At 64.3% G+C, this 25,788-nt stretch carries 18 protein-coding genes; 9 read left to right on the top strand and 9 right to left on the bottom strand.

All coding sequences use genetic code 11. From position 1 onward, the window contains the following. Both AC0MRV_RS14405 and hisG read right to left on the bottom strand, forming a co-directional pair. The gene (locus tag AC0MRV_RS14405) at positions 1–885 is read right to left on the bottom strand and encodes a carbon-nitrogen hydrolase (protein WP_472765189.1); all 885 of its coding nucleotides are present in this window, start codon (positions 883–885) and stop codon (positions 1–3) included. Between the two features lie 39 nt (positions 886–924). Beyond that, on the bottom strand, positions 925–1,785 hold the full coding sequence (hisG, locus tag AC0MRV_RS14400) for an ATP phosphoribosyltransferase (protein ID WP_472765188.1): 861 nt from the start codon (positions 1,783–1,785) through the stop codon (positions 925–927). A gap of 243 nt (positions 1,786–2,028) precedes the next feature. Here hisG and AC0MRV_RS14395 point away from each other — a divergent pair, with 243 nt between their 5' ends. Next, positions 2,029–2,772, top strand: coding sequence for a response regulator transcription factor (locus tag AC0MRV_RS14395; RefSeq protein ID WP_472765187.1), 744 nt, complete (start codon positions 2,029–2,031; stop codon positions 2,770–2,772). Between the two features lie 51 nt (positions 2,773–2,823). Then, positions 2,824–6,810, top strand: coding sequence for an ATP-binding protein (locus tag AC0MRV_RS14390; protein WP_472765186.1), 3,987 nt, complete (start codon positions 2,824–2,826; stop codon positions 6,808–6,810). Here AC0MRV_RS14390 and AC0MRV_RS14385 read toward each other — a convergent pair. After that, positions 6,807–7,700: a 5'-3' exonuclease gene (locus tag AC0MRV_RS14385; RefSeq protein ID WP_472765185.1), complete on the bottom strand. Its 894-nt coding sequence runs from the start codon at positions 7,698–7,700 to the stop codon at positions 6,807–6,809. The two genes, AC0MRV_RS14390 and AC0MRV_RS14385, sit on opposite strands and share 4 nt — an antisense overlap. A gap of 53 nt (positions 7,701–7,753) precedes the next feature. On the opposite strand from AC0MRV_RS14385, the gene AC0MRV_RS14380 reads away from it, so the two are divergent. Continuing rightward, positions 7,754–8,569, top strand: a complete 816-nt coding sequence (locus tag AC0MRV_RS14380) for a YdcF family protein (RefSeq protein WP_472765184.1) — start codon at positions 7,754–7,756, stop codon at positions 8,567–8,569. Positions 8,570–8,576: 7 nt separating this feature from the next. Here the strand turns inward: AC0MRV_RS14380 and AC0MRV_RS14375 are convergent, their stop codons facing one another. From AC0MRV_RS14375 to AC0MRV_RS14350, 6 genes are all read right to left on the bottom strand, one after another. Next, the gene (locus tag AC0MRV_RS14375; protein ID WP_472765183.1) at positions 8,577–9,614 is read right to left on the bottom strand and encodes a lipid A deacylase LpxR family protein; all 1,038 of its coding nucleotides are present in this window, start codon (positions 9,612–9,614) and stop codon (positions 8,577–8,579) included. Positions 9,615–9,702: 88 nt separating this feature from the next. Continuing rightward, positions 9,703–12,378: a type II secretion system protein GspD gene (locus tag AC0MRV_RS14370; RefSeq protein WP_472765182.1), complete on the bottom strand. Its 2,676-nt coding sequence runs from the start codon at positions 12,376–12,378 to the stop codon at positions 9,703–9,705. Positions 12,379–12,400: 22 nt separating this feature from the next. Further along, a complete protein-coding gene (locus tag AC0MRV_RS14365) occupies positions 12,401–13,084 on the bottom strand; it encodes a hypothetical protein (protein ID WP_472765181.1) in 684 nt (227 codons plus the stop codon). Positions 13,085–13,278: 194 nt separating this feature from the next. After that, entirely contained in the window at positions 13,279–14,196 is a 918-nt protein-coding gene (locus tag AC0MRV_RS14360) for a hypothetical protein (RefSeq protein WP_472765180.1), read from the bottom strand. Positions 14,197–14,234: 38 nt separating this feature from the next. Then, complete coding sequence (gene pilM, locus AC0MRV_RS14355) at positions 14,235–15,833, bottom strand: pilus assembly protein PilM (RefSeq protein ID WP_472765179.1); 1,599 nt, start codon at positions 15,831–15,833, stop codon at positions 14,235–14,237. Positions 15,834–15,857: 24 nt separating this feature from the next. Then, positions 15,858–16,463 (bottom strand): hypothetical protein, encoded by a 606-nt coding sequence (locus AC0MRV_RS14350; RefSeq protein ID WP_472765178.1) that lies wholly within the window; start codon positions 16,461–16,463, stop codon positions 15,858–15,860. A 75-nt stretch (positions 16,464–16,538) separates the two neighbouring features. On the opposite strand from AC0MRV_RS14350, the gene AC0MRV_RS14345 reads away from it, so the two are divergent. The 6 genes from AC0MRV_RS14345 to AC0MRV_RS14320 all read left to right on the top strand — a co-directional run bounded on the left by AC0MRV_RS14345 (position 16,539) and on the right by AC0MRV_RS14320 (position 25,436). Beyond that, positions 16,539–17,069 carry an NUDIX hydrolase gene (locus tag AC0MRV_RS14345; protein WP_472765177.1) on the top strand — a complete coding sequence of 177 codons (531 nt, stop codon included), beginning with the start codon at positions 16,539–16,541 and terminating at the stop codon, positions 17,067–17,069. A gap of 79 nt (positions 17,070–17,148) precedes the next feature. Continuing rightward, positions 17,149–19,749 (top strand): response regulator, encoded by a 2,601-nt coding sequence (locus tag AC0MRV_RS14340; protein ID WP_472765176.1) that lies wholly within the window; start codon positions 17,149–17,151, stop codon positions 19,747–19,749. Between the two features lie 102 nt (positions 19,750–19,851). Continuing rightward, complete coding sequence (pdhA, locus tag AC0MRV_RS14335) at positions 19,852–20,925, top strand: pyruvate dehydrogenase (acetyl-transferring) E1 component subunit alpha (RefSeq protein WP_472765175.1); 1,074 nt, start codon at positions 19,852–19,854, stop codon at positions 20,923–20,925. Positions 20,926–20,943: 18 nt separating this feature from the next. Beyond that, positions 20,944–21,927: an alpha-ketoacid dehydrogenase subunit beta gene (locus AC0MRV_RS14330; protein ID WP_472765174.1), complete on the top strand. Its 984-nt coding sequence runs from the start codon at positions 20,944–20,946 to the stop codon at positions 21,925–21,927. Between the two features lie 14 nt (positions 21,928–21,941). Next, complete coding sequence (locus tag AC0MRV_RS14325) at positions 21,942–23,207, top strand: dihydrolipoamide acetyltransferase family protein (RefSeq protein WP_472765173.1); 1,266 nt, start codon at positions 21,942–21,944, stop codon at positions 23,205–23,207. Positions 23,208–23,519: 312 nt separating this feature from the next. Then, positions 23,520–25,436, top strand: coding sequence for a hypothetical protein (locus AC0MRV_RS14320; RefSeq protein WP_472765172.1), 1,917 nt, complete (start codon positions 23,520–23,522; stop codon positions 25,434–25,436). Positions 25,437–25,788 lie beyond the last annotated feature (352 nt).

Genomic DNA, 25,788 nt, shown 5'->3' with positions numbered 1-25,788 from the left:
TCAGGTGTTGTCGATGAAGCGCTTGGTCAGGTCGCCATAGGCGTCGATGCGGCGATCCCGCAGGAACGGCCAGTGCGTGCGCGTCACGTCCACTTTGCCGAGCTCGATCGGCACCAGCAGGATTTCCTCCTGATCGACCGAGGCCTTTTGCAGGATCTGGCCGCTCGTGCCGGCCACAAAACTCTGCCCCCAGAACTCGATGCCATCGCCGCCGATGGGGGTCTCGAGGCCCACACGATTCACCGCCGCCACGTAGCAGCCGTTGGCCACCGCATGACTGCGCTGGATGGTCTCCCAGGCACCATGCTGATTTTCACCGTATTCGGCTTTCTCCGCCGGGTGCCAACCGATGGCCGTCGGATAGAAAAGGATCTCGGCCCCCTGCAGCGCGGTGAGACGCGCGCCCTCAGGATACCATTGATCCCAGCAGACCAACACGCCGATGCGTCCGTATTTGGTGTCCCACGCGCGGAAGCCGGTGTCACCCGGCGTGAAGTAGAACTTCTCGTAGAAGAGCGGATCGTCCGGGATGTGCATCTTGCGATAGATGCCCAACAACGCACCGTCGGCGTCGATGATGACTGCGGTGTTGTGGTAAAGACCGGAGGCGCGCTTCTCGAAGAGCGAGGCCACGATCACCACACCGTGCTTCTTGGCGATCTTTTGAAACGCCTGCGTGCTCGGCCCCGGAATGGATTCGGCCAGCAGAAAGTTGTCATGGTCTTCGCTCTGACAGAAATACTGCGAGCGAAACAGCTCCTGGGTGCAGATGATCTTGGCGCCTTTTTTCGCCGCTTTTTCAGCGAGCGAAAGCGTCTTCTTCAGGTTCGCCTTGGGATCGCCGGTGCAGGCGTGCTGGAGCAGGCCGAGAGTAACTTTGCGCATGGTGGAGAAAGCGTGAATGGCGCCGGCGGGAATCGCGAATCAGTAAACGACTTTGTTGAGCGGATACTCCACAATGCCTTCCGCACCGAGTTCCTTCAGTTGCGGAATGATCTGCCGGACGACCTTTTCATCGATCACGGTTTCCAGCGCGACCCAGCCCTCGGCATTGAGCTGCGAAATGGTCGGATTGCGCAGCGAAGGCAGCTCCTTGACCACGGCCTCGAGTGAGGCCTGCGGCAGGTTCATTTTGAGGCCCACCTTGCTTTCGGCTTCGAGCGCGCCTTGCAGCAGCATGGCGATCGTCTCGATCTTCTTGCGCTTCTCCGGATTGGCCCAGCTGTCCTTGTTGGCGATCAGCTTGGTGTTGGTTTCGAGCAGGGTGTCGACGATGCGCAGTTTGTTGGCGCGCAGCGACGATCCCGTCTCGGTGATGTCGACGATGGCGTCGACCAAATCGGGCACCTTGACCTCGGTCGCGCCCCAGGAGAACTCGACCTTGGCATCGACGCCCTTCTCTTCGAAATAGCGTTTCACCGTGCCCATGAGCTCGGTGGCGACCCGCTTGCCGGCCAGGTCCTCGGCTTTTTGCACCGGGGAGTCCTCGGGCACACACAGCACCCAGCGCGACTTCAGCGTCGAGGCGCGGCTGTAGATCAGGTCGCAAACCTCCACGACATCCGACTCGTTTTCACGCACCCAGTCCCAGCCCGTGAGACCGCAGTCAAAAAAGCCGTGCTCGACGTAGCGACTCACCTCCTGCGCCCGCACGAAGCGGCCGTCGAGTTCGGCGTCGTCGATCGCCGGACGATACGAGCGCGAGCTCGTGGTGATCCGCCAGCCCGCCTTGGCAAAGAGGGCTTTGGTCGATTCCTCGAGGCTGCCCTTGGGCAGTCCGAGCATGAGCAAAGGTGTGGAAGCAGACACGCCCGGCACCGCACACGCGCCCTCCCCGCCCTTCAAGCCCAATCTTCGGGGCGGTCGACGGCGCTGCCGCGATCCCGTCCCGCCCCTCCATCGGCTCGATGTGCCCGCGCAAATCCACCGGAACCTGCCGCCGCTTTGCTTTGACAGTCGACATTCGCTAAATTTGTAAAAAATTCACGTGCTACCGCACATCGCGTGCACTACTTCCCCATTCCGTCCATGCGTTCTGAACCCAAGCCGCTCATTCTCGTCGTCGAAGACGAGGAGGAACTCGCCAAACTCATTTCCGTTCACTTGGAGGAGGCGGGGATGCAGGCCCAAGTCTGCGGCCGTGCTGCGCACGCCACGCGGTTCTTGAAGCGCAACTTCGCCAACCTGATGTTGCTCGACATCAACCTGCCGGACCAATCGGGCTTCGCCCTGCTCGAGGATCTCCGCCGCGAAGACATTTCCATCCCCACCATCTTCCTGACTGGCAACTCGCTTGAGACCAACAAGGTGAAGGGACTGGAGATTGGCGGCGATGACTACGTCACCAAACCCTTTGGCTACGCCGAGCTCATCGCGCGCATTCGCGCGGTGCTGCGACGATCGGAATCCCGCGACGACCTCAAGGTCACCAAGAATACGCGTCTTTCCGACGAACCGTTCGAGATCTGTGGCGGCACGGTTCATCCCGGACGCCTGGAGATCCAGTTCGACGAGAACACCGAGAAGATCGGCCGCAAGGAGCTCGGCATCCTCTCCTACCTGCACGAGCACGAAGGCATCGTCATCACGCGCAAAGCCTTGATCCACTCCGTCTGGGGCATCCATGCCGACGTGAAGAGCCGATCCCTCGACCAATACATCGTGAAGGTGCGCGATCTCTTCAAACGCAACGGTCGTTCGCTGGATGCGTTCCGCACCGTGCATGGCGTTGGCTACATCTTTGACCCGTCCGGCGCCGCCAGCACGGAATAGCCCCTCCCTTTCCCGCGGTTCCCCTTTTCGCAATCGACTCGACCTGGCCGTTTGAGTGAGCCCCCCCAACTCCCCACCAGTCGAGCGCCTCGCCCCCCGACGCTCTGGCTAGCCTTCGCTTGGTGCCTCATCACCACCGCGCTGTGCCGCGCCGTGATCCCTTCGGCGCCTCCCGGCCAACTCGAGACCGGCGTGCCTCCGTTCACAGTGCTCGGTCCGACCGCGCTTGGTCTCACCTCATCCCCCAGTGACCTGCACGCCTTGCCGGACGGCCGCCTCCTGGTGATTTCCGCCGAGCAGGTCGCCCTCGGCGACGGCATCCGCTGGGAAGTCTTTGATCGCAACCCGAGCGACGAGGGCGCACCGCTGGAAAATGTCGGGGTCGCGGCCGATGGCCGCATCTACGCCGGTATGCGCAATGGTTTCGGTGAAGTGCGGTTCAACAGCGACGGTAGTTGGACGCTGCAGAAAGTGGCCGATTGGCCGGCCGAGGTCCGCGACCTTACCCCAATTCCGCGCTTCTGCATCGACGTCGACGGCGAGTGGTTCTGGCACAGCGAAAGCGGCAAAATCATGCAGTGGCGCCCCGGCACCCCGGCAACGGTCTTCGGTCAGGCGAGCACGGTTGAAGCGATCTTCAAGTTTCGCGACCACTACTACCTGAGTGATCGGGTGATCGGCCAACTTTTCCGGGTGGAAAGCGGCGAGCCCGCCGCCCCCATCTTCAACGATCGCCGACTCACCGCCGACGACGCGGTGACCTGCGCGGTGCCCTTCGGGGATGGCTTGCTGGTGGGCACCTACGCGAAGGGTCTCATGCTCTTCGATGGTGAAACCCTGCGTCCCTTTGTGCGGTCGGGCATCCTTGCGGCGGACAGCAGTATCATTGATTTGCACGCCGTTTCCGCCGATCGGTTCGTCGCGGCCATTGACGGCGGCGGAGTCGTGTATTTCGACGCGACCGGACAGCTGCTCGAGGTTTTTGATCGCACCCGCGACCCGCGCATCGCCCGCATCAGTCGACTCGTGTCCAACGGCCAGGATGCGCTGTGGGCGTTGCTGGGAGAAGGCATCACCCGACTCGAGCTCCCTTCCCCGGTCACCACGTTCGAATCCCTGCTTCCGGCCGGCGCCGACTTTGTCAACGTGCGAAGGCACGAAGGCAAACTGTGGATGATATCCAACGGCACGATCCTGCGGGGCCAATACGACGACGCCGACCGCCTGGTTGGCTTCGCCGAGACCGAACTGCCGCGCGGCTTTGCTTTCTCGCTCTCGACCAACACCGGCCAGGTGTTGGCCGGCACCGATGACGGAATATTCCATTTCAAGAACGAGCGTTGGGTGTTGTCGCGAGACGACACGGTCAACTTCCGCCTCCTCGATGCCCCACCCCGCGATGGCCGCTGGCTCTACTCCGCCGCCGGCGAGATCGGGTGGCTCGATTTTGACGCCGCGGGCGACCTGCGACTCGACCCCATGCCACTACCCGATTTTCGCGGTGCGTTTGATTCCTGCTCCGACCCCGCTGGCGTCGTTTGGCTCGAATTGGGGTCGGGCTCTCTCGGCCGGCTGGAGATCGCACCGGACGGCTCACTCGACCTCACCTTGCTCGGCGCCGCCGAAGGCGTGCCCGACGGCTGGGTGCAGGCCTACGCGATCGATGAACGCGCGGCCTTCAACGTGGGCGACAACCTCTTCCGCTATGACGAAACCACCGGACGGCTTGTCCCCGCCACCGACCACCTGCGGCAATTCTCCGATATGAACTACGTGGTCGGCCGGCCCGTGCGCGACGCCGCCGGGCGAGTGTGGGCGGCCGGCAACGACGGTATCCATGTATACGATACGAGCACGGATCCGTGGACCCCGCTCGCGATGAGTTTGCCGAGCGGTCTGCGGCCCTACATGTTCACCGCCGAGGCCGATGGCGTGATGTGGTTCCACAGTGAGCGCCGCATTGTCCGCTTCGACCCCGCGATCAAACGCACCCCGCAGCTCCCCTCCTCCGCGGTCATCACGCGCCTCGCGTTTCCCGTCTCGAATCGTTCGGTGTTTCGCGTCGATGACCACTTTCCCGATCTCGCTTACGAGGACAACTCGGTCACCGTCTACTACTCCGCGCCCCGGGCCGACCTGCATCCGCCCGTTACCTTCGACGTAAAACTCAGTGAGAATGATGACTGGCAACCGCGCGGCTCCTCCGGTTCCACGACCTTCAACCGCCTGCCCGAGGGCAGCTACAACCTGCAGGTGCGGGCCCGGGTGGGCGACCACGTGACGCCGCCTGACTCCATTTCCTTTCGCGTTCTGCCACCGTGGTATCGCAGCAACCTCGCCTATCTCGGCTACGGCATCACGGCCCTCACGCTGATCGGCCTCGCCGTTTGGTTCTCCACCATGCTGGAGCGCCGCGAAAACCATCGCCTCGAGGGCCTCGTCAAACAACGCACCGGCGAGCTCAAGGAGATCAACGAACAACTCGAGGAGCAGGTGGAGGAGATCCGTATCCTGTCCCAGGCGATCAATCAAAGCCCGGTCAGCGTGCTGATCACCCAGAACGACGGCACCATCCTGTTCGCCAACCGCCGCGCCTGCGAGCTCACCGGTTTACCCGAGTCCGAACTGATCGGCACGTCCCTGGACAACCTGCGCCAGGATCACGTCCTCAACCGCCGCGGCCCCGAGCTGCGCGCGGCGCTCGAGGCCGGCACCACCTGGACCGGTGAATTGACCAATCGTCATGCCGACGGACACCAAGTCCACGTCCGCTCCAGCATCAGCCCCATTCGCGGCGCCGATGGCACCATGCGATTCCAGCTCATCCTGGAGGAGGACATCACCGCCTGGCTCGCCGAACAGGAACGGCACCGCCGACTCGAAGACCAGCTTTTCCAAGCGCGCAAACTCGAGTCGATCGGCACCCTCGCCGGGGGCATCGCCCACGACTTCAACAACATCCTCACCGGCATACTCGGCAACTGCGAGATCGCGCTGCTCGACCTCGATCCCGAAGCCGGTGTCGCCGCCGATATCCGCGACATCCGCAAATCCGGCCTGCGCGCCCGCGATCTCGTTTCGCAAATCCTCACCTTCTCGCGCAAGGCCGACTCCAAACTCGCCGCCATCGACATCTCGGTCCCGGTCGCGGAAGCACTCAAACTGGTGCGTGCGTCGACCCCGTCGTTCATCGAGATCATTCAACATCTCACGCCGGGCACGGTGATGGCGGACGCCACCCAGATTCACCAGATCGTGCTCAACCTGTGCACCAACTCGGTGCACGCCATCGACGAACACGCCGGTCGCATTTCGGTCGAACTCAAGCCCCTGCAGGTCTCCCCGGAACTCAGCGCCGAAATGCCCGACCTCCACCCGGGCCCTTACATGGTGCTCATCGTCACCGACAACGGCATCGGCATGGATGCCGCCACCATGGAGCGCATCTTCGATCCCTTCTTCACCACGAAGGAACAGGGCAAAGGCACCGGGCTCGGCCTCTCCACCGTGCAGGGTATCATGGCCAGTCACCGCGGCGCGCATCGTGTGCACAGTCAACCGGGCACCGGCACCACGTTTGAATTGTATTTCCCCGTGTGCGGCGAATCCGTCGCGCCCGAACCCGCCGAGAGCGAGACCATCGACGCCGGCGCTTCGCGTGAGATTCTCGTGGTGGATGACGAGTCGACCGTCGTCCAGTTTGTGTCCACACGTCTCAAACAGTTCGGTTACGTGCCGCGCATCTTCAGCGATCCCCGCGAGGCCGTCGCCGCGTTCCAAACCGATGTGCACCGCTTCTCCGCGATCGTGACCGACCTCACCATGCCCCACCTCACCGGTGCCGACCTGGTGCAAAAGTTACGGGAGACCGGCTCCACCATTCCGGCCATCATCATCACCGGCTACGGCCGCGAGAACGCCCTCGAAAAGCTGCACACGCTCAGCAACACCTACGTGCTCGGGAAACCTTTCTCCGGCGAAGAACTGGCCCGCCTGGTCGGCCGTGCCATCCGCGCCGACGCCGGGACGGAGACTTAGAACAGCTCGCCCTGGGGGCCGCCGTAGCGCTTCTCAGCCTCGGCCGTTGTGGACTTCATTTCCAACTCGGCCAGCCGCCGCACCAGGGTAGCTCCGTCGGCCGCCGAGCGCACCGCCGGTTGCACCGGCAGATCGAGGTTCAGCGTGGTCAGCTTCAGGTTGATACGCAGGCGATCGGCATCGGCCACCACCACCTCACGAAAACGATCCGGCTTCAGCTCTCCCGCCGCGGCCGCCGCGATCACCCCTTCGAGACTACCGTGTGCATTGAGCCATTTCGAAGCGGTCTTGGGGCCCACGCCCGCCACGCCTGGAATGTTGTCCACCGTGTCGCCGACGAGCGCCAGGTATTCGGCGATCTTCGCCGGCCCGACGCCAAACTTGGCTTCCACTTCCGCCGGTCCCATCGACCGCCAACCGGCCCGCGGATTTCCCGGCGGCGGCGGCAACATCATGTTGACCCGCTCACTCACCACCTGGGCAAAATCCTTGTCCGAACTCACGATCTTCACCGTGTGTCCGGCTTTCTCCAGAGCGACCGCCTGCGCGGCCAGCAGATCGTCGCTCTCCACGCCCTCGATCTCGATGCCGCCCAGGCCCATCAGGCGCGTGAGCTCCTTGATCACCGGAATCTGTTGGCTCAAGGCCTCCGGCATCTCCTCCCGCTGCGCCTTGTAGTCCGGCAACAAAGCCAAACGATCCTGCGCCCCACCGAGGTCGAAGAACACCAGCACGCCCTCCGGCTTTTCCTGGTCCTCCAGCTTCCAAATGGTCTTCACCCAGCCGTGCAGGGCATTGGTCGGGAATCCGTCCGAGCGGGTCAGCTCGGGGATCGCGAAGAAGCAACGGTAGGCCAGATTAAAACCATCAACGAGCAACCAGGTGGACATGGCCGAGCAGTCAGCGGCGCGAGTTGCGCCAGCTCAAACCAAAACCCTTTCGCTTGGCCGCGCCATGCCCCAAGGTCCGCGCCGTGCTCTTCCTGCTCAAGAAAATCATCGGCACCGCGCTCATGCCGCTCTCGCTGGTGCTGCTGTTGCAACTGCTGGCGCTCGCCCTGCTCTCCCGCCGCAAACGCCGTGCCGCCGCCACCAGTTCCATCGCCGGAATTCTTCTGCTCATGGTCGCGACCAATGAAGGTCTGGCCAACTGGCTCGTGCACCGCCTCGAGCGTCAAAATCCACCCGTCTACCTCGACGGGACCGGTCACGTTCCGCCCCCTTTCGCCACCGCCAAATTTATCGCCGTGCTCGGCAGCGGTCACACCCGCGATCCGCAACAATCCGCCCTTGGTCGCCTGTCCCCGTCCGGTCTTTCCCGCCTCACCGAAGCCGTCCGCCTCGCCCGGCTCCTACCCGACGCCCGCCTGCTGGTCTGCGGCCCTGTTCCGGACGACGGCCCACCCGCCCACGCGACCATCCTCGCCCGCGCCGCCGTGGAACTGGGCATCGAACGAGACCGCATCACCGAACTGCCGGCCGGGCTCGATACCCACGACGAAGCCCACGAAATCAAAGCCGTCGCCGGCGAAGAACCGGTGCTCATCGTGACCTCGGCCTGGCACATGCCGCGCGCCATTGGACTCGCCCGCGGCGCCGACCTCAACGCCCTGCCCGCGCCAGCAGACTACGCCATCGCCCCGATCGGCAACCCCGGCACGAGTTGGTTCCGATTCAGCGTCTTCGGCCTCGAACGCAGCACCATCGCCACCCGCGAATACCTCGGACTCGCCTGGACGCGCCTCCGCGGCCAGCGCTGAACCCAATTCAGAACCGCGCGCCCAATTGCACCGACCCAAAGCGGTGCCCGCCGTCCTGCCCGCCAAACTCCGCCGTGCGATACAGCCGCGCGACCGAAAAGGTCAGTTGGCGAAACCGGAATCCCACGCCCACCAGCACTTCACCGACGAGCGATTTCGACGACACCGCACCTGCGTAGTCTCGATAGAGCGGTCCATCCAACGTGATGTCGTGCACGACCCAAGTCCCGCGACCACCCGCCATCACATAGACCGACCACTCGCGCCCTGATCGGGCCGGGGAGCGGTCAAAGAACTCGTGCGAATAGCTGCCCAATTGGATGCGGGGCGCGACGTATTGCACCGGCAGATTCCAACCCGCGCGAAAAAGCGCCCCGGTGTAGAGGTCGGTGCGGAAATTGCCCAAGGCACCACCCCATTCCCAGTAGCCATCGAACATCAGGCCGTCCTCCGCCGACTGCCCCAAATAGCGTTTGTGATCGAGGTGCAGATTGAGCGTCACCTCCTCGGGCACCTGGCTGTCCCAGCCGCGAAACAAGGGCGAACCGCTGATGTGCCTGTGCACCAAATCCTGCGCCTTTTCAGCCCACGCCGCCTCGCCGGTCAGACCGACGGTCAGCATCATCGAAGACAGGGTCTCCGCGTTCTTCGCATGCACCGAATACTCGATGCCCAGCCACCCCGCGTAGGGGCGCTGCCCGGGCGGCGCCGCCGGCGCGAACGGGTCTTCCGGCGTGAACATGAGCTGCGCCAAGCCCGTGCCCACCTCATATTGGGTTGCTGGATCGAGTTGCGTGCCGAGCCAGCCCAGCACCGAAGAGTCCAACTTCTCGCCCAAGCGCAACAAGCCGCCTTGCAGGTCATTAACCGAGGATTCCGCCACTGTATTCAGCGCCGCGATACGAATGCCATTGGTGTAATCCCGGTCCGAGCCCGTGAAGAGGTCGTTGTCCAACTGGATGACCACAAACGAATCCGCTACGGACATCGGCGCCGCTTCCGTCGCCGCACGGCCAAGCCCGCTCGCGCCCCACAGCACGAGCATCGCGAACCTCAGAGAAGAAGCGGAACGACAAACCACGGTGCCGACCACTCACGGACGGACCGGGCCTTGTCGACCCACGAATGCCATCCTACTCGCGTTCTGCCGGGCCGGCCGGGGTGACCACGGTGCCGTTTTGAAAGGCGGAGCTCGGCACCACCCCCCGCAGCGACTGTTTCTTCGGCGAACCACCCGGGCTCACCAGGTTTGCCGTGACGAAGATCAGCAGGTTGCGCTTCTGCGTCGTTTCCCCCTCGGAGCGGAAGAGGCGCCCCAACCCCGGGATGTCGCCCAGGAACGGCACCTTGTCCCTCACCGTTTTCACCTCTTCCCGGGTGAGGCCACCCATCACCAAGGTCGCGCCGTCCCACAACGTGACTTTGGTCGACACCTCCCGCGTCGAAAAGATCGGCTGATAAAAACCAGACGGCACGGTTACCGTGGTGTCATTGGAAATCGCCACGCTTTGGCCGCCATATTCCACGAAGCCTTCGAACTCGGTGACCTTCGGATTCAGATCCAAACTGATCGAGTAGTCGTCCTCCTCCACCGTCGGCGTAACGCGCAGCTCCACCCCGACCTTGCGGGTTTCAAAATCCCGCGGTGTGCCGGCCGTGATCGTGACACCGGCCGAAGAGCTGTCGCGGCTCGATGAGCCCACCTCGCTGCGCACCTCTCCGTAGCTGGTGGGATAGCGCAGCTCCTGCGCGACCGTGATGGTGGCGGGATTGCCGGAAAGCACTGTCACCTTCGGTGCGCTCAGCAGGTCGGAGCCGGCCGTGCGCGACAGCGCTCGAATCACCGCATTCACATCAAACTCGCCCACCATGCCCTGGATGTCGGCAATCGGCCCGGCGTCGGCCCCGAGATCCAACGCACGGGGCAACGAGGCCGGGTTGTTCACGATGGGGAGGTTGAGCGCGTCGGACTGCTGCTGAACCACATTGCCCTCACCATCCAGAATTTGTTCCCGCGCCGGACGGAAGATATTCCCCACCGTGCCCGCCACCGTGTTGGTGAAGGCGTCGTTGAGGGTGCGATTCTGCGTGCCGCCCGTCGCGAGGTAACGCGGATCGCCGCGAATGCCGTGCGTCACACCCCACTGAATACCGAGCTCCTCCAAAGCACCTTCCTGCACCTCCATGAACTTCGCCTCGATCTCGACCTGCCGCACATCGTTGTAGCGGTTCAGAATATTGCGAATGCGCTCAATGTTGCGGCTGGTTTGCGTGACAATCATCGCCGAGCCGTCGTAAGCCAGACTGGCGCCGTTGATGCCTTCAAAGTCCACGCCCGCCTGCTGCAAGAATTGCCGCAAGGCCGTTGCCTCACCACCACCGCCCGGCGCGCTCACCGCGTTGACCGGGGTCGGGGAAAACGGATCATCCACCACTTGCGCTCCGCCCGAAGCCAGGCCGCCGCCGATGCCCGTCATGCGAATGACCGTCGAGCGCGTGATCGGGAAGAACTCCGTGTCCAGCGTCGAGGTTTCGCCGCCCGGTCGCACCACCACCGCGTCGGCCTGAACTTCGTATTGGTAACCGATTGAATCGGTGATGAAATCGAGCACCCGTTTCAGCGAAAGATCGCGCAGCGTCAGGCTGACTGGCGGACGACGGTTCTGCGGATCGATCACAAGTATATTCACGCCACCGTTGGAACTCGCTCCATCGAACTCACGCGAAAGATCGCTCAACGTGCTGACCACTTTCTGCAGCTCGACCGAACTGAAGCTCACACTCGGGATCCGGATGTTCGCCAGCTTTTGAAAGAGCGGGTTCTCTCCAGAGTCCCCATCTTCCCCGACACCGCTTGGCTCTGCCGCGACACGCGGTCGGGACCAGGACAGACCGACTTCCTGCATCATGGTCTGGCGGGTTTGGCCGCGCAGCGTGGCCGCGGCGGCGACTCGCTCCTCGCCGATGCGCGCCAACAGGCGATGCGCTCCGCGGTGATCCGGCTCCCGCGCCAATAAAATCTGCAACTCGGCCTCAGCTCCCGCAAAATCCCCGACCGCATACAAACTCCGCGCCGCTTGCCACAGGTCGCCCGGCACCTCGGCCGGGGCCGGAGTCGATACCGTGACCGCCGTCGGCGACCGCCCGACCGCAGAAGCGCGTTGCGCGTGCTCTGTCACGCGGGCGGCTTCGAGCGCACGAGCTTGATCGGTCGCGATCGCCTTGCGTTCCTCCTCCAGCTCACGAATCACGGGCAAGGTGAGCGGATTCTCCGGCATCGAACGGACCGCCGTGTCGAGGGTGGCCAACGCCGCCTCGAAGCGCCCGTCTCGCGCGAGCCGCCGGGCGTCGTCGCGTTGACTGTGCGCCGCGTCGATGAGCTGGCGCTGGCGTTGTTCCTCCGCCGCTGCGAGCGCAGCGATCTCCGCCTGCATCACCGCCTTAGCCGCGACCGCATCACGGAGAGCCTGCTCGTGCTCCGCTGCCGCAGGGATCTTTTGAGCCGTTGGCACGACCGGCTGCGCTTGGCGCAAGCGCTCCCGCTCGGCGCGCAACGCCGTTTGCACGCTGTTCAACAAACGAGCCACCGCCGGATCGTTCGGGGCCATTTGCGCCAATTCCAGCAGATTGCGCTCGGCCGCCTCCAAGTCGCCGTCGTCCCGCGCTCGTAGGGCATCGGCCATGAGGCGTATCTTGGTTTCGGTCGCACTCTGTGCCTGCAGCGCGGGAGCGGCGGTTCCGCATATCACCACCGCAATCAAGGTAACGCCGAGGATGAACGGTTTCGGCTGGCGGAGCGGAAGAGGCATCGGGAACGGGTTGATCATCGGACTAAGGAGCTGCGAAGGGACGGTTGCTTTCAAAGGGGACGGATGCCGGATCTTCCGGCCAGAGCGTCATCGTTTCCCGCGTGCCGTCGTCGTGGTGTTTGCCCACCACGATGCTGGGCGGCGCCGCGATGACCGACCGGATTTCGAAAGAAACACCTTCAAGTTCGATCGCTTCGCCTGAACGCACCTCCCGCTCCATGCCGGTCGCGGAGACTCGCACGCGCGCCACCGGCGCGTCGGTCCAACGCCAGCCCGCGGAGGACAGACGAACAAGCTGCGCCGACTCCGGATCCCAGACCTCCGCCACCGCAACCATATCGCGCAGGGGCATGCTGTCGGGCACGAGCGTGTCTTCGCGACGAACCTCGAGCGAACGAATCTGCAGGTTCAAATTCTCGATCGTCTCCCCTGCCTGTGCCACCAGCCCCTCGCCCGTGGTCTCGTTTTGAAAAATGCCAAAATACGCTCCGGGCTCGCCGGCGTATCCGACCAATTGCAGCGGATAACTCTGCCGTTCGACTTCGAGCAAGCTGAGCCCAAACGGAACCCCGGCCGCCGCCTGGGCCTGCGCGGTTTCGACCTCCGCCGGGCTCACCGTGAATCGCCCCGTGGCGCGATCATAAAACACCACCGGCGGCGTGAACAAATCGAAGCCCCACTCGGAGACCTGCTTGGGAGGGGCCAAAGTCTGCGTCGAAGAACTGACCTTCCACGCTGGCCCGCCGGACAAGTCCGCGACCGAGCCGACAAGTGGCGACGGCCTTTGCCCCACGCGGGTCACGGCTCGCTCACCCCATCCTGCCCAAAAGGCACTGCCCACACACAACAGCGCGGCAACAAGCATCGCCGCTTGGTCGGCAGACTTGAACACGGCAGCCTTCACGGCGAGCCCTCCGCAACCTGGTCATGCGGCGCCTGGTCCATCGGAGAAAAATCGAGCACCTCCACGGTCACAAGAAACTCCGATTCGTTGGCGGAAATGACCGGCACCGCGGTCGCTTCGGTGCCTTCCGCCGGCCTCGCTGCCACCTCTTCGCCGAAAAGATCCGCGAGCGTGCGCACCCCGCCTCGCGCCGCGCCATCGGCGCCCAAGGGCTCAACCTCGACGGCCCGCACGATAAAGGGGAGCGGAAGCTGCCCAAGGTCGTTCAGATACCGGCGCAAGGTGGAGGTGCGGCCAATGAATCCGATCCGCAGCGCGAGCGTATCCACAATACCAGCACGCGCCAGACTCCGGCCCGCCGCCTGTTGCAGGAAATCCTCCGGACGTCCTGCCCGGCTGGTGGCGTGAGCGGCGTGGAGTTTGCTCGCCGGCACTTCTCGTTGCACGCGCGTGAGCTCCTTGGCGCCGCTGCGCCAAAGCACGGACAGCAGCGCCTCCGCCACCCGCAGTTGGCGGTGCACGATCGCCAGCTCTGCATCGGGCGGGCCGCTGTTGGCGTAGGTCGAGAACCCAAGCGCGTAGCCTTCCGGCAGAGTCACACCTGCCGCCCGCGCCATCTCGCGTTGAGCTTCCACAAACTGCGCGATCGCAAAAAAGGCCTCCGCCCGCTGGGTCGGCGCCGGGTCGCGGTTGACGTTTTCACCGAGCTCACGTCGCACTCGGTGAAGTTCGCGTTCCAGCGATCCCCGTCGCTCGGCCCATGCCTGCGCCACCGCCGCCGTCGGGACAGGTTCCGCCAGGCTCATAACCTGCCAATCCCGCTCCGCCGTCTTCAAGCGACGGAGCGCGGCATTCGCCTTCTGCTGACTTGACCAGGAAAACCAAAGCGCCGCTCCGACCAGGCCAAGGAACATCGGCCCCATCAATCGCATCGCCAAGTTCCGCCGCTCGCTCATAGGGGCATCGCGGGGTTGAGCTGCAGGGTAAAATCGAACCGCGGAATGCCGGGCTGGGCGGCATCAAAACGCTCACCTTCCAACGCGTTGACAAAGGGTGACTCCACCAGCCCCGCCAACAGGGCGGTCGCCCGCTCGTAGGACGCGGGACTCACCCGCGCCAAGGGGTTCTCGCGATCGAGCATTCGCCCCGAGATACGCAGGCGCGTCGTGGTCTCGCCGTCGCTCGGCGGCAGCACCTGCAAGCGTTCAAACCACGTGTCGTCGACCGTCGCGATGCGCTCGCCTAAATCACTCAATAACCGTGACCATGCGCCCCGCGCCTCGACCAGTTTGGCAAGCTCCTGGTGCTGTTGCATGAGGGCCTCGACCGCCAGCACGTCATCATTGATTTGCGCCTGCAGGACCTGGTGCGGCGCAACCAGGCGCTGCATTCCTGCAGCTGCCGCCAGCCGTGCGTGGGCGAGGCGCCGGAAGTGCACACCCGGCAGAACCAACGCGACCACCACAAGCGCTGCGACCGCAAACCAACGAGGCCGACGACGGCGCGCCATGGCCGCGGCGGCCAATGACTCCGGCAGCAAACTGATCGCCATTCCCTCGCCCATCGCCGCATGGGCCCCACCCCACCATTCGGCCGGCATCAACGAATCGGCCGTCCACGTCGCCGTGGGTTTGCCGAGTCGTTTGCGCAGGGCCTCGACCAAGCCCGGCGTGGCAGCCGCGCCGCCAGTGACCCAGACACCAGCAGGTTCCCAGCCGTCGTCCTGTCGCCGCAGCATCAAGGAGCGGGCGACCTCCACGAGCAGCCGTTGTTCGTAAGCCTTCGTCGCCGCGCGGACCGCCTGAGCGACCGGCGACTCCGTGGGCAGGTCAACCTTCGCGCCCAACACCTGCTGCTTCAGTCGGTCGGCTTCAGCCGTGCTTTGCTCCAGGCGCTCGGCCAGCGCACGCGACACCATGTTGCCGCCGAGCGCGAGCGTGCGGAGCTGCCAGCTGTCGTCGTCGACCAGAAGCATCTGCGTCGAGCGCGCGCCGAGACTGAGCACCATCGCCGGTCCCGCGGCCGCGGCTTGCTGTTGCCAAGCGGTCAGCAACGCGACACTCGCCGGAACAACCCGCACCGGCTCAAAACCGTGTGCCCGCACCCGCTGCAGCAGGCCCAGCACCCCATCCGCCTTGGCGGCCGCCAGCAACACGCTGAGCTCCTTGCCCGAGTCGTCGAGCAGCGCGTGGTCCCACACCACCTCCTCGAGCGGGAACGGAATCGCCTGGCGGGCCTCAAACGCCACGATTCGGTCGCGCTGGGCTTCGGCGGTCGCCGGCACGCGCAAGCATTTGGTCAACACGTGGTGGCCCGGAATCACGACGTGCACCGGACCGCCTTCGCCCCACTCGGCGCGCAAATCTGCCAGCGCCTCGTCGAGCGCCGGTCCCGGTTCGCCTTCCACGCCTGTCCAAGTTTGTCGCCACGTCGCATCCACTTCCAGCGACCCACTCGCAGATCGCCCAATCCGGCCGGCCGCCAGATGCGCGACCCCGATTTCAATGACGCGCACCGGCGAGGAAGTGGACTTTCGTATCCGCAAACTCATGACGCGTATCGGGGCGAGCGGCGATCAGTGCCCGGCCGGGACCGCTTCGAAGCGCAGCGGCACTGGCGCGTCGCCTCCCCCGACGTTGGCGAACGGTGAATGATACCACGGCAACAGGACGCCATCCTGGGCTGGCGCCCGCGCGGCCACTTGCCGACGAAAGTTGGCGAGTGCCTCTGGTCCCGACAATCCGGGGCCTACACTGGCGCGGGTGTCCGGCAGGACGGTCTTGCCGTGAACCACTCGCACCGCCCAGAACCGCGGCGGGCTTTCGATGCGTTCCCGTTGGGCGACCGCTGGCGGCAGATAAAAGCGGTAGACCACCCGACCCGCTTCGACGGTGGCCGAGATCGCGGTGGCGCGCAGAAATAGGAAACCGCCCTCGGTTTGAGGCGATTCCACGCCCCATTGCAGCGTGACTCCGAGCCGGTCGCTGAACCGCCCTCGCCCGCCACCGTCGGCCTGCACCGTGAGGTCCACCTCGGCCCCCCACCAAGTCTGACCGGCTTCGTCGCGCCGCGGATTGAAGCGCACCTCGGACACCTGAATGGATGCTTCCTCCTGGGCCCAAAGCACCCCGCACGTTCCGACCAGTGCCGATAGAACCAAAAGAACGGGGCGCGCGATCATCGTCGGGTAAAAAGTCATTGAGGAGACCATGCATGGCGTCACGTTCAAAACCGGTCTGTTGCCTGCGTTTTAGGTATGAATTCCACTTCTGCTCCCTCCGTTCCCCCCCTCGACTACAAGGTCGCGGTCCTGGTTTTCATTGAAAATGATGCGGGCGAACAACTGCTCCTGCACCGGGCCAAGGCGCCCAACCTTGGTCGTTGGACGCCGATCGGGGGGAAATTGGAGACCGCCATCGGGGAGTCCCCCTTTGAGTGTGCCGCGCGGGAGACCCAGGAGGAGACCGGTCACGAAATCACGCCCGCCGATCTGCACCTCTTCGGCATGATCGCCGAGAAGGCCTACGAGGGCAGCTCCCATTGGCTGCTGTTTCTGTTTCGCTGCACCAAACCCATCGCCGCGCTGCCCCCAGCCATGGCGGAAGGGCATTTCGGGTTCTTTAGCCGCGCGGCCATCGATGAGCTGCCCCTGCCGGACACCGACCGCACTGCGCTCTGGCCGATTTATGACGAGCACCGTCACGGTTTTGTCGCCTTGCGGGCGGACTGTGATCCCGCCGGCCCACTGCGCATCACGGTGGAGCAGAAAATCGCTTCGTCTGGCTAAACCGTAAGCGCGAATCGCCGAAGCAAGTCGGCAGGGTATCGACAGCCGGCCCCTGATTTGTCCTTACTGCTTCGCCAACATGCCCGTTTCCACCCGCTCGTCCTCATCCACCGTCGGCCGCTTTGCCGATGCCGGCGCGGCGTTGAATTGGAAACGGGTCGCGCAGGACACGGTGCTGCACGCGATCGTGTTTTGTGGGATCATCGCCTCGGCCTTCATCGCGATGAATCTCATCTCGCTGCCGCCGACCCATGTGACGGTCGTCTGGTTGCCGGCCGGCATCGGCGTGCTCGCGCTGCGCTCGCGGCTCGGTTTCGCCTGCCTGCCCACCCTCCTGCTGGCGCACTGGGCGGTGATCGCGCTGGCCAACGATTACTCCTTTCTCAGCTTCCGCCCCTGGAGCCTGCTCATGGCCGCCGCCAACACCACCGGCCCGGCGATCGGTGTGCTCATCTGGCGGCGCTGGGTGAAGGGCGATCCGTTCACCGATCCGTTCGCGTTTCTGCGTTTTGTCGCCGGCGTGGCTTTTCTGCCTGCGCTGCTCACGGCCTGGGTGATTCCGGCCGTGATCGTAAACGCGGGCTATCTCGCCAACGCGACGATGCTCGATATCGCGGAGCGCATCCTGAGCATCACCCTCTCGTCGACTCTGGGCGTTTTCCTGGTCGTGCCGATCGCCCTGGCCGAACGCACCTTCGATCGGACGCGTCAGGCCATTGCGCTAAGCATCGCCCACGCGCTCAACCTGCTCACCGTGCTCGCGATCGCATTGATCGGCTACCACCTCACGCCGGTCGGTTTGTATTTGTGCATCCCCTACGCGCTCGCCGCGACAGTCATCTGCGGTTCCCGCGGGCTGGGCATCGGCTTGTTCGTTTTCATCTGCTACGGTCTGCTCGCCACCGCGCGCGGCTTTGGCCCCTTCGTGAACGCTTTCGACGACGCGATGCGCAGCCTCATCGAGATGGCCGCCGCGGCCCTGTGCCTGGGCGTCCCGGCGCACTTCGCCGGCTTGACCCTGCGCCGGCTGCAAACGCATCGCCGCGACCTCGAAAAGGTGGTGGCCGATCGCACCAAAGACCTGCGCCAAAGCGAGGAAAGTTACCGCGTGGCCACCGACATTGTCTCGGTGGGCGTCTTTCGTTGGGAGGCCGGCCAACTCAGCCCGGTGGTCAACGATGCCCTGCGCCAGAAGGTGCGTCACCTCGTGCGGCCCGGTCCGTTGTATTGGCCGCGGTTTCTCCGCCACCTGCACCGCGAGGATCAGCGTTTCGCGCGGGACACCCTGCGCAGCATCCTGCGCGGCGAGACCGAGGTCTTTTGCATCGATGGTCGCCTGCGCATGATCTCCGGCGAATGGGAGTGGTTTCAGGCCCGCGGTCAGGTGATCGAACGCGACCCACGCGGACGGCCCTTGCGCATCGTCGGCACCTTTTGCGACATCGATCGCGATAAAAAGCGCCTGCTGGAACTGGCCGCCGCTCGCGACCAGGCCGATGCCCGCACCAAGGCTCGCGACACTTTCCTCGCCGACGTAAGCCACGAGATCCGCACGCCCATGCACGCCATGCTGGGCTTCGCCCGCATCCTTGAGGGCACCTCACTCGATGCCAAACAGGCCGAGTGCGTGGAGGCGATCACGTCGTCGGGCGACCTGCTGCTCGAGCTGCTCAACGACCTGCTCGATTTCTCCCGCATTGAGACCGGCAACATCGTGTTGGATCCGCAGGACGTCGCGCCCGGCGCCTTGGTCCGGCAAACCGTGAAACTTTTTGAAGAAACCGCGAAGCAGAAGAACATCCGCCTCACCACCCAGATCGCGCCCCGACTCCCCGCGCGGCTGCGTCTGGACCCGACCCGGGTGCGGCAGGTGGTTTCCAATCTCGTTTCAAACGCGGTGAAGTTCACCAACCACGGCAGCGTCGAAGTGCGGGTGTCCGCCAGCTGCGTGAACACGAGCTCCGACGCCTGCCAGCCCGGCAAGGCCTGTTGGCGCCTGCAGATCGAGGTGCTCGACACCGGCATCGGCATCGATCCGCTACACCTCAACCGCTTGTTCAACCCCTTTACCCAGGCCAATGAAACGATCCGCCATCGTTTCGGCGGGACCGGCATCGGCCTCGCCCTTTCCCGACGTTTGTGCGAGTTGATGGGGGGCACGATCACCGTCACCAGCAAACCAACGTCCGGTTCCTTGTTCACCGCGACCGTGATGGTCGCCGAACCCACCAGCGCGCTCGCCGTCGCGCCCACCGCGCCCCCCGCGGACACCACCAGCAACTCCGCCCTCAAAATCCTCGTGGTCGACGACGATCGCCTGAACCGCCGCCTTGCCGAGATGATGCTGCAACGGCTCGGACATGAGGCCCACTTCGCGGTCAATGGCCGGCAGGCGATCGAAGCCGTGCAACGCGACCACTACGACCTGGTGCTGATGGACCTGAAGATGCCCGAACTAGGCGGCATCGAAGCCACCCAACGCATTCGCCAACTGGAATCCGCCCAAGCCTCCTCCCACCTTCCCATCATCGCGCTCACCGCCAACGCCGCGCAGGACGAACGCACCCGTTGTCGCGAGGCGGGCATGGACGACTATCTGACCAAGCCGCTGGACCTTGCGACGATTCGTGAAACATTGCGACGGATCCGACCGCGTTTTTCCTCCTCGGCCTCGCGTTGAGCCACAAACCGCGTTCGGGTCCCCTCGCCAACGGACAATTCACTTGCCTCACCTAGGGGCCACCGAACACTCGCCGGTTCACCAACCAACTCACCCTGCCTTGTGAGCAAAGATAAGACATCCCAACCATCCACCGACGCCGCCAAAGCCGCCATCAACGCGCAGCTCTCGGCCGACGCCAAAATTGAGCTCTATCGCAAGATGGTGCGCATCCGCCGTTTTGAGGAGCGCAGTCTGCGCGCCTACCAAGCCAAGAAGATCGGCGGCTTCCTCCACCTGTATATCGGTCAGGAAGCAGTCGCCGTCGGCTGCTGTTCGCTGATGGGCGAGCACGATCACGTCATCACTGCCTACCGCGATCACGGCCACGCCATCGCCGTCGGCATGGAAACCGGCCCGCTGATGGCCGAGCTCTACGGCAAGGCCACCGGCTGCTCCAAGGGCAAAGGCGGCTCGATGCACTACTTCGCGCCCGACAAAAACTACTGGGGCGGCCACGGCATCGTCGGCGGCCAGATTCCGCTCGGCACCGGTCTCGCCTACGGCGTGAAATACCAAGGCAAGAAGGGCGCCGCCATGGCCTTCATGGGCGACGGCGCCGTCAATCAGGGTGCCGTGCACGAGGCCATGAACCTCGCCGGCCTGTGGGACCTGCCCTGCGTGTTTGTCATCGAGAACAACCGTTACTCCATGGGCACCTCGCAGATCCGTTCCTCCGCCGGCCCGGGCCTCGCCGAGCGCGCCGCCGGCTACGGCATCCACTGGGCCAAGTGCCTCGGCCACGATGTCTACGAGGTGCGCGCCTGCATCCACGACTGCCTCGAGCTCGCCCGCAACGATCACAAACCTTCCGTGGTCGAAATCGACACCTACCGCTACCGCGGTCACTCCGTCGCCGACCCGGACAAAACCTATCGCACCCGCGACGAGATCGACGAGTATCGCAAGAACAAGGATCCGATCGCCGTCTTCCAGAGCGAGCTCTCCGACGAAGGCGTGCTTACCGAAGACCTGATCAAGGAGATCGACACCGCTGCCCGCGAGGAGGCCGAAGCCGCCGCCAAGTTCGCCGAGGACAGCCCGTTCCCGACGCCGGCCGACATCCAAACCGATGTCTACTGGGAAACCGATCACCCGGACCAGCGCACCTCCAAGGGTCGCCTCTTTTTCAGCTAAACCTTTTCGCGTTCCACCATGCCTGAAATCACTTACCGCGAAGCCGTTCGCCACGCCCTCGCCGAAGAACTCGAGCGCGACGAGAACGTCATGCTCATGGGCGAAGAAGTCGCCCAATTCAACGGCGCTTACAAAGTCTCCGAAGGCCTGCTCGAAAAGTTCGGCCCCAAGCGCATCGTCGACACCCCGATCTCCGAAGCCGGCTTCATCGGCACCGGTATCGGCGCCTCCATGCTCGGCGTCCGCCCGGTCATGGAGCTCATGTTCTGGTCGTTTTACTCGGTCGCCTTTGACCAGATCCTGAACAACGCCGCCAACGTGCGTTACATGTCCGGTGGTCTCATCAACTGCCCGATCGTCATCCGTGGCCCCGCCAACGGCGGCACCAACGTCGGCGCCACCCACTCCCACACCCCGGAAAACGTGCTCGCCAATCACCCGGGCGTGAAGGTCGTCGTGCCCGCCACGCCGGCCGACGCCAAGGGTCTGCTCAAGAGCGCCATCCGCGACAATGACCCGGTGTTCTTCCTCGAGAACACGATGCTCTACGGTGAGAAGGGCGAGGTCTCCGACGACAAGGACCTGCTCATCCCGCTCGGCCTCGCCGACGTGAAGCGCGTGGGCACCGACCTCACCATCGTCACCTACGGCCGCTCCGTGCTGCACTCCCTCGCCGCCGCCGAGCAGATCGCCAAGGAAGACGGCGCCTCCATCGAGGTCGTCGACCTGCGCTCTATCCGCCCGCTCGACATCGACACCGTGCTGCGCTCGGTCGCCAAGACCCACCGCGTGCTCATCGTCGAGGAACAAAAGCCCTTCGCCTCCGTCGGTGCCCAGCTCGGTTTCATGATCCAGGAGGAAGCCTTCGATCAACTCGACGCCCCCATCACCCGCGTCACCACGATCGACGCGCCGGCCATCTACAGCCCACCCGTCGAGGTCGAGCAACTGCCGAACATCAACCGCGTGGCCGTCGCCGCCCGCCAAGCCCTGAAAGCCTAACACCGACACACACCATGGCCGACATCATCGAAATGCCGAAACTCAGCGACACCATGACGGTGGGCACGCTGGTCAAATGGTTGAAGAAGGAAGGCGAGAAGGTAGCCGCCGGCGACATGCTCGCAGAGGTCGAAACCGACAAGGCCACGATGGAGCTCGAATGCTTCTTCGACGGCACGCTCCTTAAAATCTTCGCCGGCGAAGGCGAACAGGTCGCGATCGGCGAAGCCCTCTGCGCCGTGGGTCAGGAAGGCGAAACCGTCGAGGCCCCCGCCAAGAAAGCCGCGCCCGAACCCAAGGAAGAAGCCAAGGAGGAAACCTCCAAGGAAGACGCACCGAAGACCGAGGCAGCGCCCGCGCCCGCCCCCGAGCCGGCTCCCGCGCCCGTTTCCGAAGGTGCCAATCCGGCCCCTGTGGTCGATGGCACCCGCCTCAAGGTCTCCCCGCTCGCCCGCAAGCTCGCCCAGGAAAAGGGCGTCGACCTTGCCCGCGTCAAAGGCACCGGCACCGGTGGCCGCATTCGTCGCGCCGATGTCATCGCCGCGGCCGAGTCCGGTGGTCCGGGCGGCTACCGCAGCAAGGGTCCGATCCAAGCCGACAAGACCACGCCGGTCTCCGGCATGCGTGCCACCATCGCCCGCCGCCTGGTCGAGTCGAAGACCCAGATCCCTCACTTCTACCTCGATATCGAGGTCGACGCCGCTCCCCTACTCGCCCTGCGCGCTCAGTTGAATGGCGGCCTCGCCGACGACGGCGTGAAGCTTTCGGTCAACGATCTCATCCTCAAGGCCAGCGCCGAAGCCCTGCGTAAGGTTCCCGCGGTCAACTGCTCCTGGGAAGGCGGCCAGGTGCGCGCCCACAGCCGTGCCAACGTATCCTTCGCGGTCGCGATGCCGGACGGTCTGATCACGCCCGTCGTGTTCGACGCGCATGACAAGTCGGTCTTCGACATCAGCAAGGAAGTCCGCTCCCTCGCCAAGGCCGCCAAGAACAAGAAGCTCACCCCCGCCCAATTCACGGGCGGCACCTTCTGCGTCAGCAACCTCGGCATGATGGGCATCAACAGCTTCAAGGCCATCATCAACCCGCCCAACGCCGCCATCCTCGCGGTCGGCACCACCGTCGAAAAGCCGGTCGTCGTCAACGGGCAGATCGTGATGGGCCACCGCATGAACCTCACCCTCTCCTGCGACCACCGCGTGGTCGACGGAGCGGTCGGCGCGGAATTCCTGGTCGCCCTCAAGACCCTGCTGGAAAGCCCGGCGCTGCTGCTGGTGTAACCACGCACCGGATACCGAACTCATTTACAGGCGTGCCGCTCGCGGCACGCCTTTTTTGTGCCCGGACCGAGCGACCGGGCGCCACGAAACCGTTCGTCAAAGTCTCCTACCGCCGATCAATCCGACATCGAATCTGTCCGGATAACGGGTCACCCATGGGCACTAAGCTGGGGTATTGCACCTAGTGTTTCCCTGCCCCTATCGGACACCAAGCCCTCTCTCTTCCCTCCGGTAGGCCAATGCGAAAACCACCTGCCCATGATGACTCAACGCTTCCTAACCCTCCTCCTTTCCGTTTTCGCGGCTGGAGTAATGTCTGCGCAGATTCAGCACACCGTTACGCCCACCGAGAGCTCTTCCACCTACTATCTCGATTATTATTCTGGAGGGGGATCCACGAGCTCTCTGCTGAAGGACACTTCCGTCGGCAATTTCAGCTACCAGTTCAGCACCGCCGGTGACGTGACCTGGTCCGTGACGTGGGAAGCACCGGCCGGGAAAAAATTTGTGGTTACCCCGCCCGCTGGAGTTCAAAACGCCTCCCTCAGCGCCCAATTTGGCGGCGGCAGCACCAGCTACACGGCTGGTCGCTACTACAACTCCTCGGCTCAGTTCAGTTTCACGGATCTCGAGGGGACGGTTACCAACGGCAACGCCCGCGTCAGCCTTTCCGGCCCCGGTGCTCCGGACGACCGCGCACTCTTGAACTTCAATTGGTCGGGGCAACTGACGTCGGGAACACCTGTGTCCTTCACGTCCTTGACGATTACCGACACCATTCCCGCTTCCTTCGCCGGCAACTACGCGGGCGTAGCCCTGCGGAATATCAATATTCGCGCCTCAGGCACGGCCTCATCCGACATCGGCGATCCGGGTGCTTGGCTCACCCTCGAAGACACGGGGCCAACCCCTTGGAACACCGATTCCGATGGCGACGGCCTGTTCGACGCCGAGGAAGATCTGCTTGGCACGGATATGAACAATCCGGATACCGACGGAGACAACTTGTCCGACGGCGATGAGGTCGCGTTCGGCACCGATCCCCTTGTCCCCGATACCGACAATGATGGCGTCGAAGACGGTGCTGACTCCAATCCCACCGACCCTGAGCCCGAGCTTCGGGCCCGGGTCGCGGACCTGACGCAGCAGCTGGTCGACTGCGACGACTTGGCCGCCGCTCTGATGGCTCAGACCGAAGCCGACGCCGCTGCCATTACCGCGCTGGAAGGGGAACTCGACGCCGTCTTGGCCGAGACCGCCGACCTCACCGCCCAACTCGCCGCGAACGAGGCCGCCAGCGCCCTGCTGCAGGCCGATCTCGATGCCGCCAACGCCTTGGCCGAAAGTCTGCAGGTCGATCTCCAACAAACGGAGCAGACCAACTCCCTCCTCGAAGACGAACTGAGCGCAGCCAACACGATCATCGTCGGACTCGAGGCCCAGCTCGCCGCGGCCAACGACAGCATCGCTGAAGTCACCGCCGATCTGACCGCCAGCGAAGCCCATGTTGCCGACCTCGAAGCTCAGCTCGCCACAGCCACCGACACGAACACGGCCCTCGAGGCCCAGCTCGCCGCGGCCAACGAGGAGATCACCCTGCTCACGGCCGACCTCACTGCGGCCAACGACCAGATCACCGGTCTCACGACCGACCTCGCGGCAGCCAACGGGCAAATCGCCACGCTCAACGACAGTATCGCCGCGCTCAGTCAGTCGCTGACCGATTCGCAGGCGCAAAGTGCCGCGCTACAAACCGCCCTCGACAACGCCAACGGTGAGATCACTGACCTTACCGCGGCCCTGGCGACCAGTGAAGCCGACAACGCCGCATTGCAGACTGCCCTCGCCTCCTCCCAATCGGAAGTGGCCAGCCTCTCCGCCGCGCTGAGTTCCGCCAATCAGACGATCGACACGCAGGCAGGTCAAATTGCCGGACTCGTGCTCGACTTGGAGTCGGCCAACAACGCCATTGAAAATCTTGAAGCAATCAACGCGGCGCAAGCTGCCCGACTCAGTGCCATCGGCAACGACCTCGACGCCTACGAGGCCTTCCTTCGCACTGAGTTCCGCGATCCCGGTTTCGTGATCCCCGGTGAAACCGAAGCCGAAAAGATCGCCAACCTGGTTGGCATCATGCTCGAGATGAACCGCAGCCGCCACCTCGACATCTACCGCGGCCTCACCGGCGAAACCAGCCAGTCACCAGGCGGCAAACCCAAGAATAAGTAGCCGCTGGCGGGACGATAAGGCCCGCAACGCGCGCGTCGCGCTCGGATTGCCGACGCGCGCGTTGAGGGACCGGCAGTCGCGACTGCCATCAGCAGCCTCCTCCGCGGCGCCTCCAGTGACGCCAAAGGCGACGCTAGGTGCGCCCGTATGGCCGCCAGTTTTCCAGCGACCGATAACCGAGCCCGCGCTCGACCGAACTGCACACAGCTCGAGGGGGCCGTATGCACCCTCTTCGAGGGACCCTTTCGTATCCTATTGCTATTAAATTACTAATAGGGCCGAAAAAGATGCAGAGTGCCGCAATGAGCTCTTGCCACCCCCGCGCCGGCTACCCACTGGGTTAGCGGTCGTA

It is taken from the genome of Actomonas spartinae (assembly GCF_051209155.1).
Classification (GTDB): domain Bacteria; phylum Verrucomicrobiota; class Verrucomicrobiia; order Opitutales; family Opitutaceae; genus Actomonas.
The sequence above is the reverse complement of the archived record's forward strand: the minus strand, read 5'-3'. Positions and strand labels throughout refer to the sequence as shown.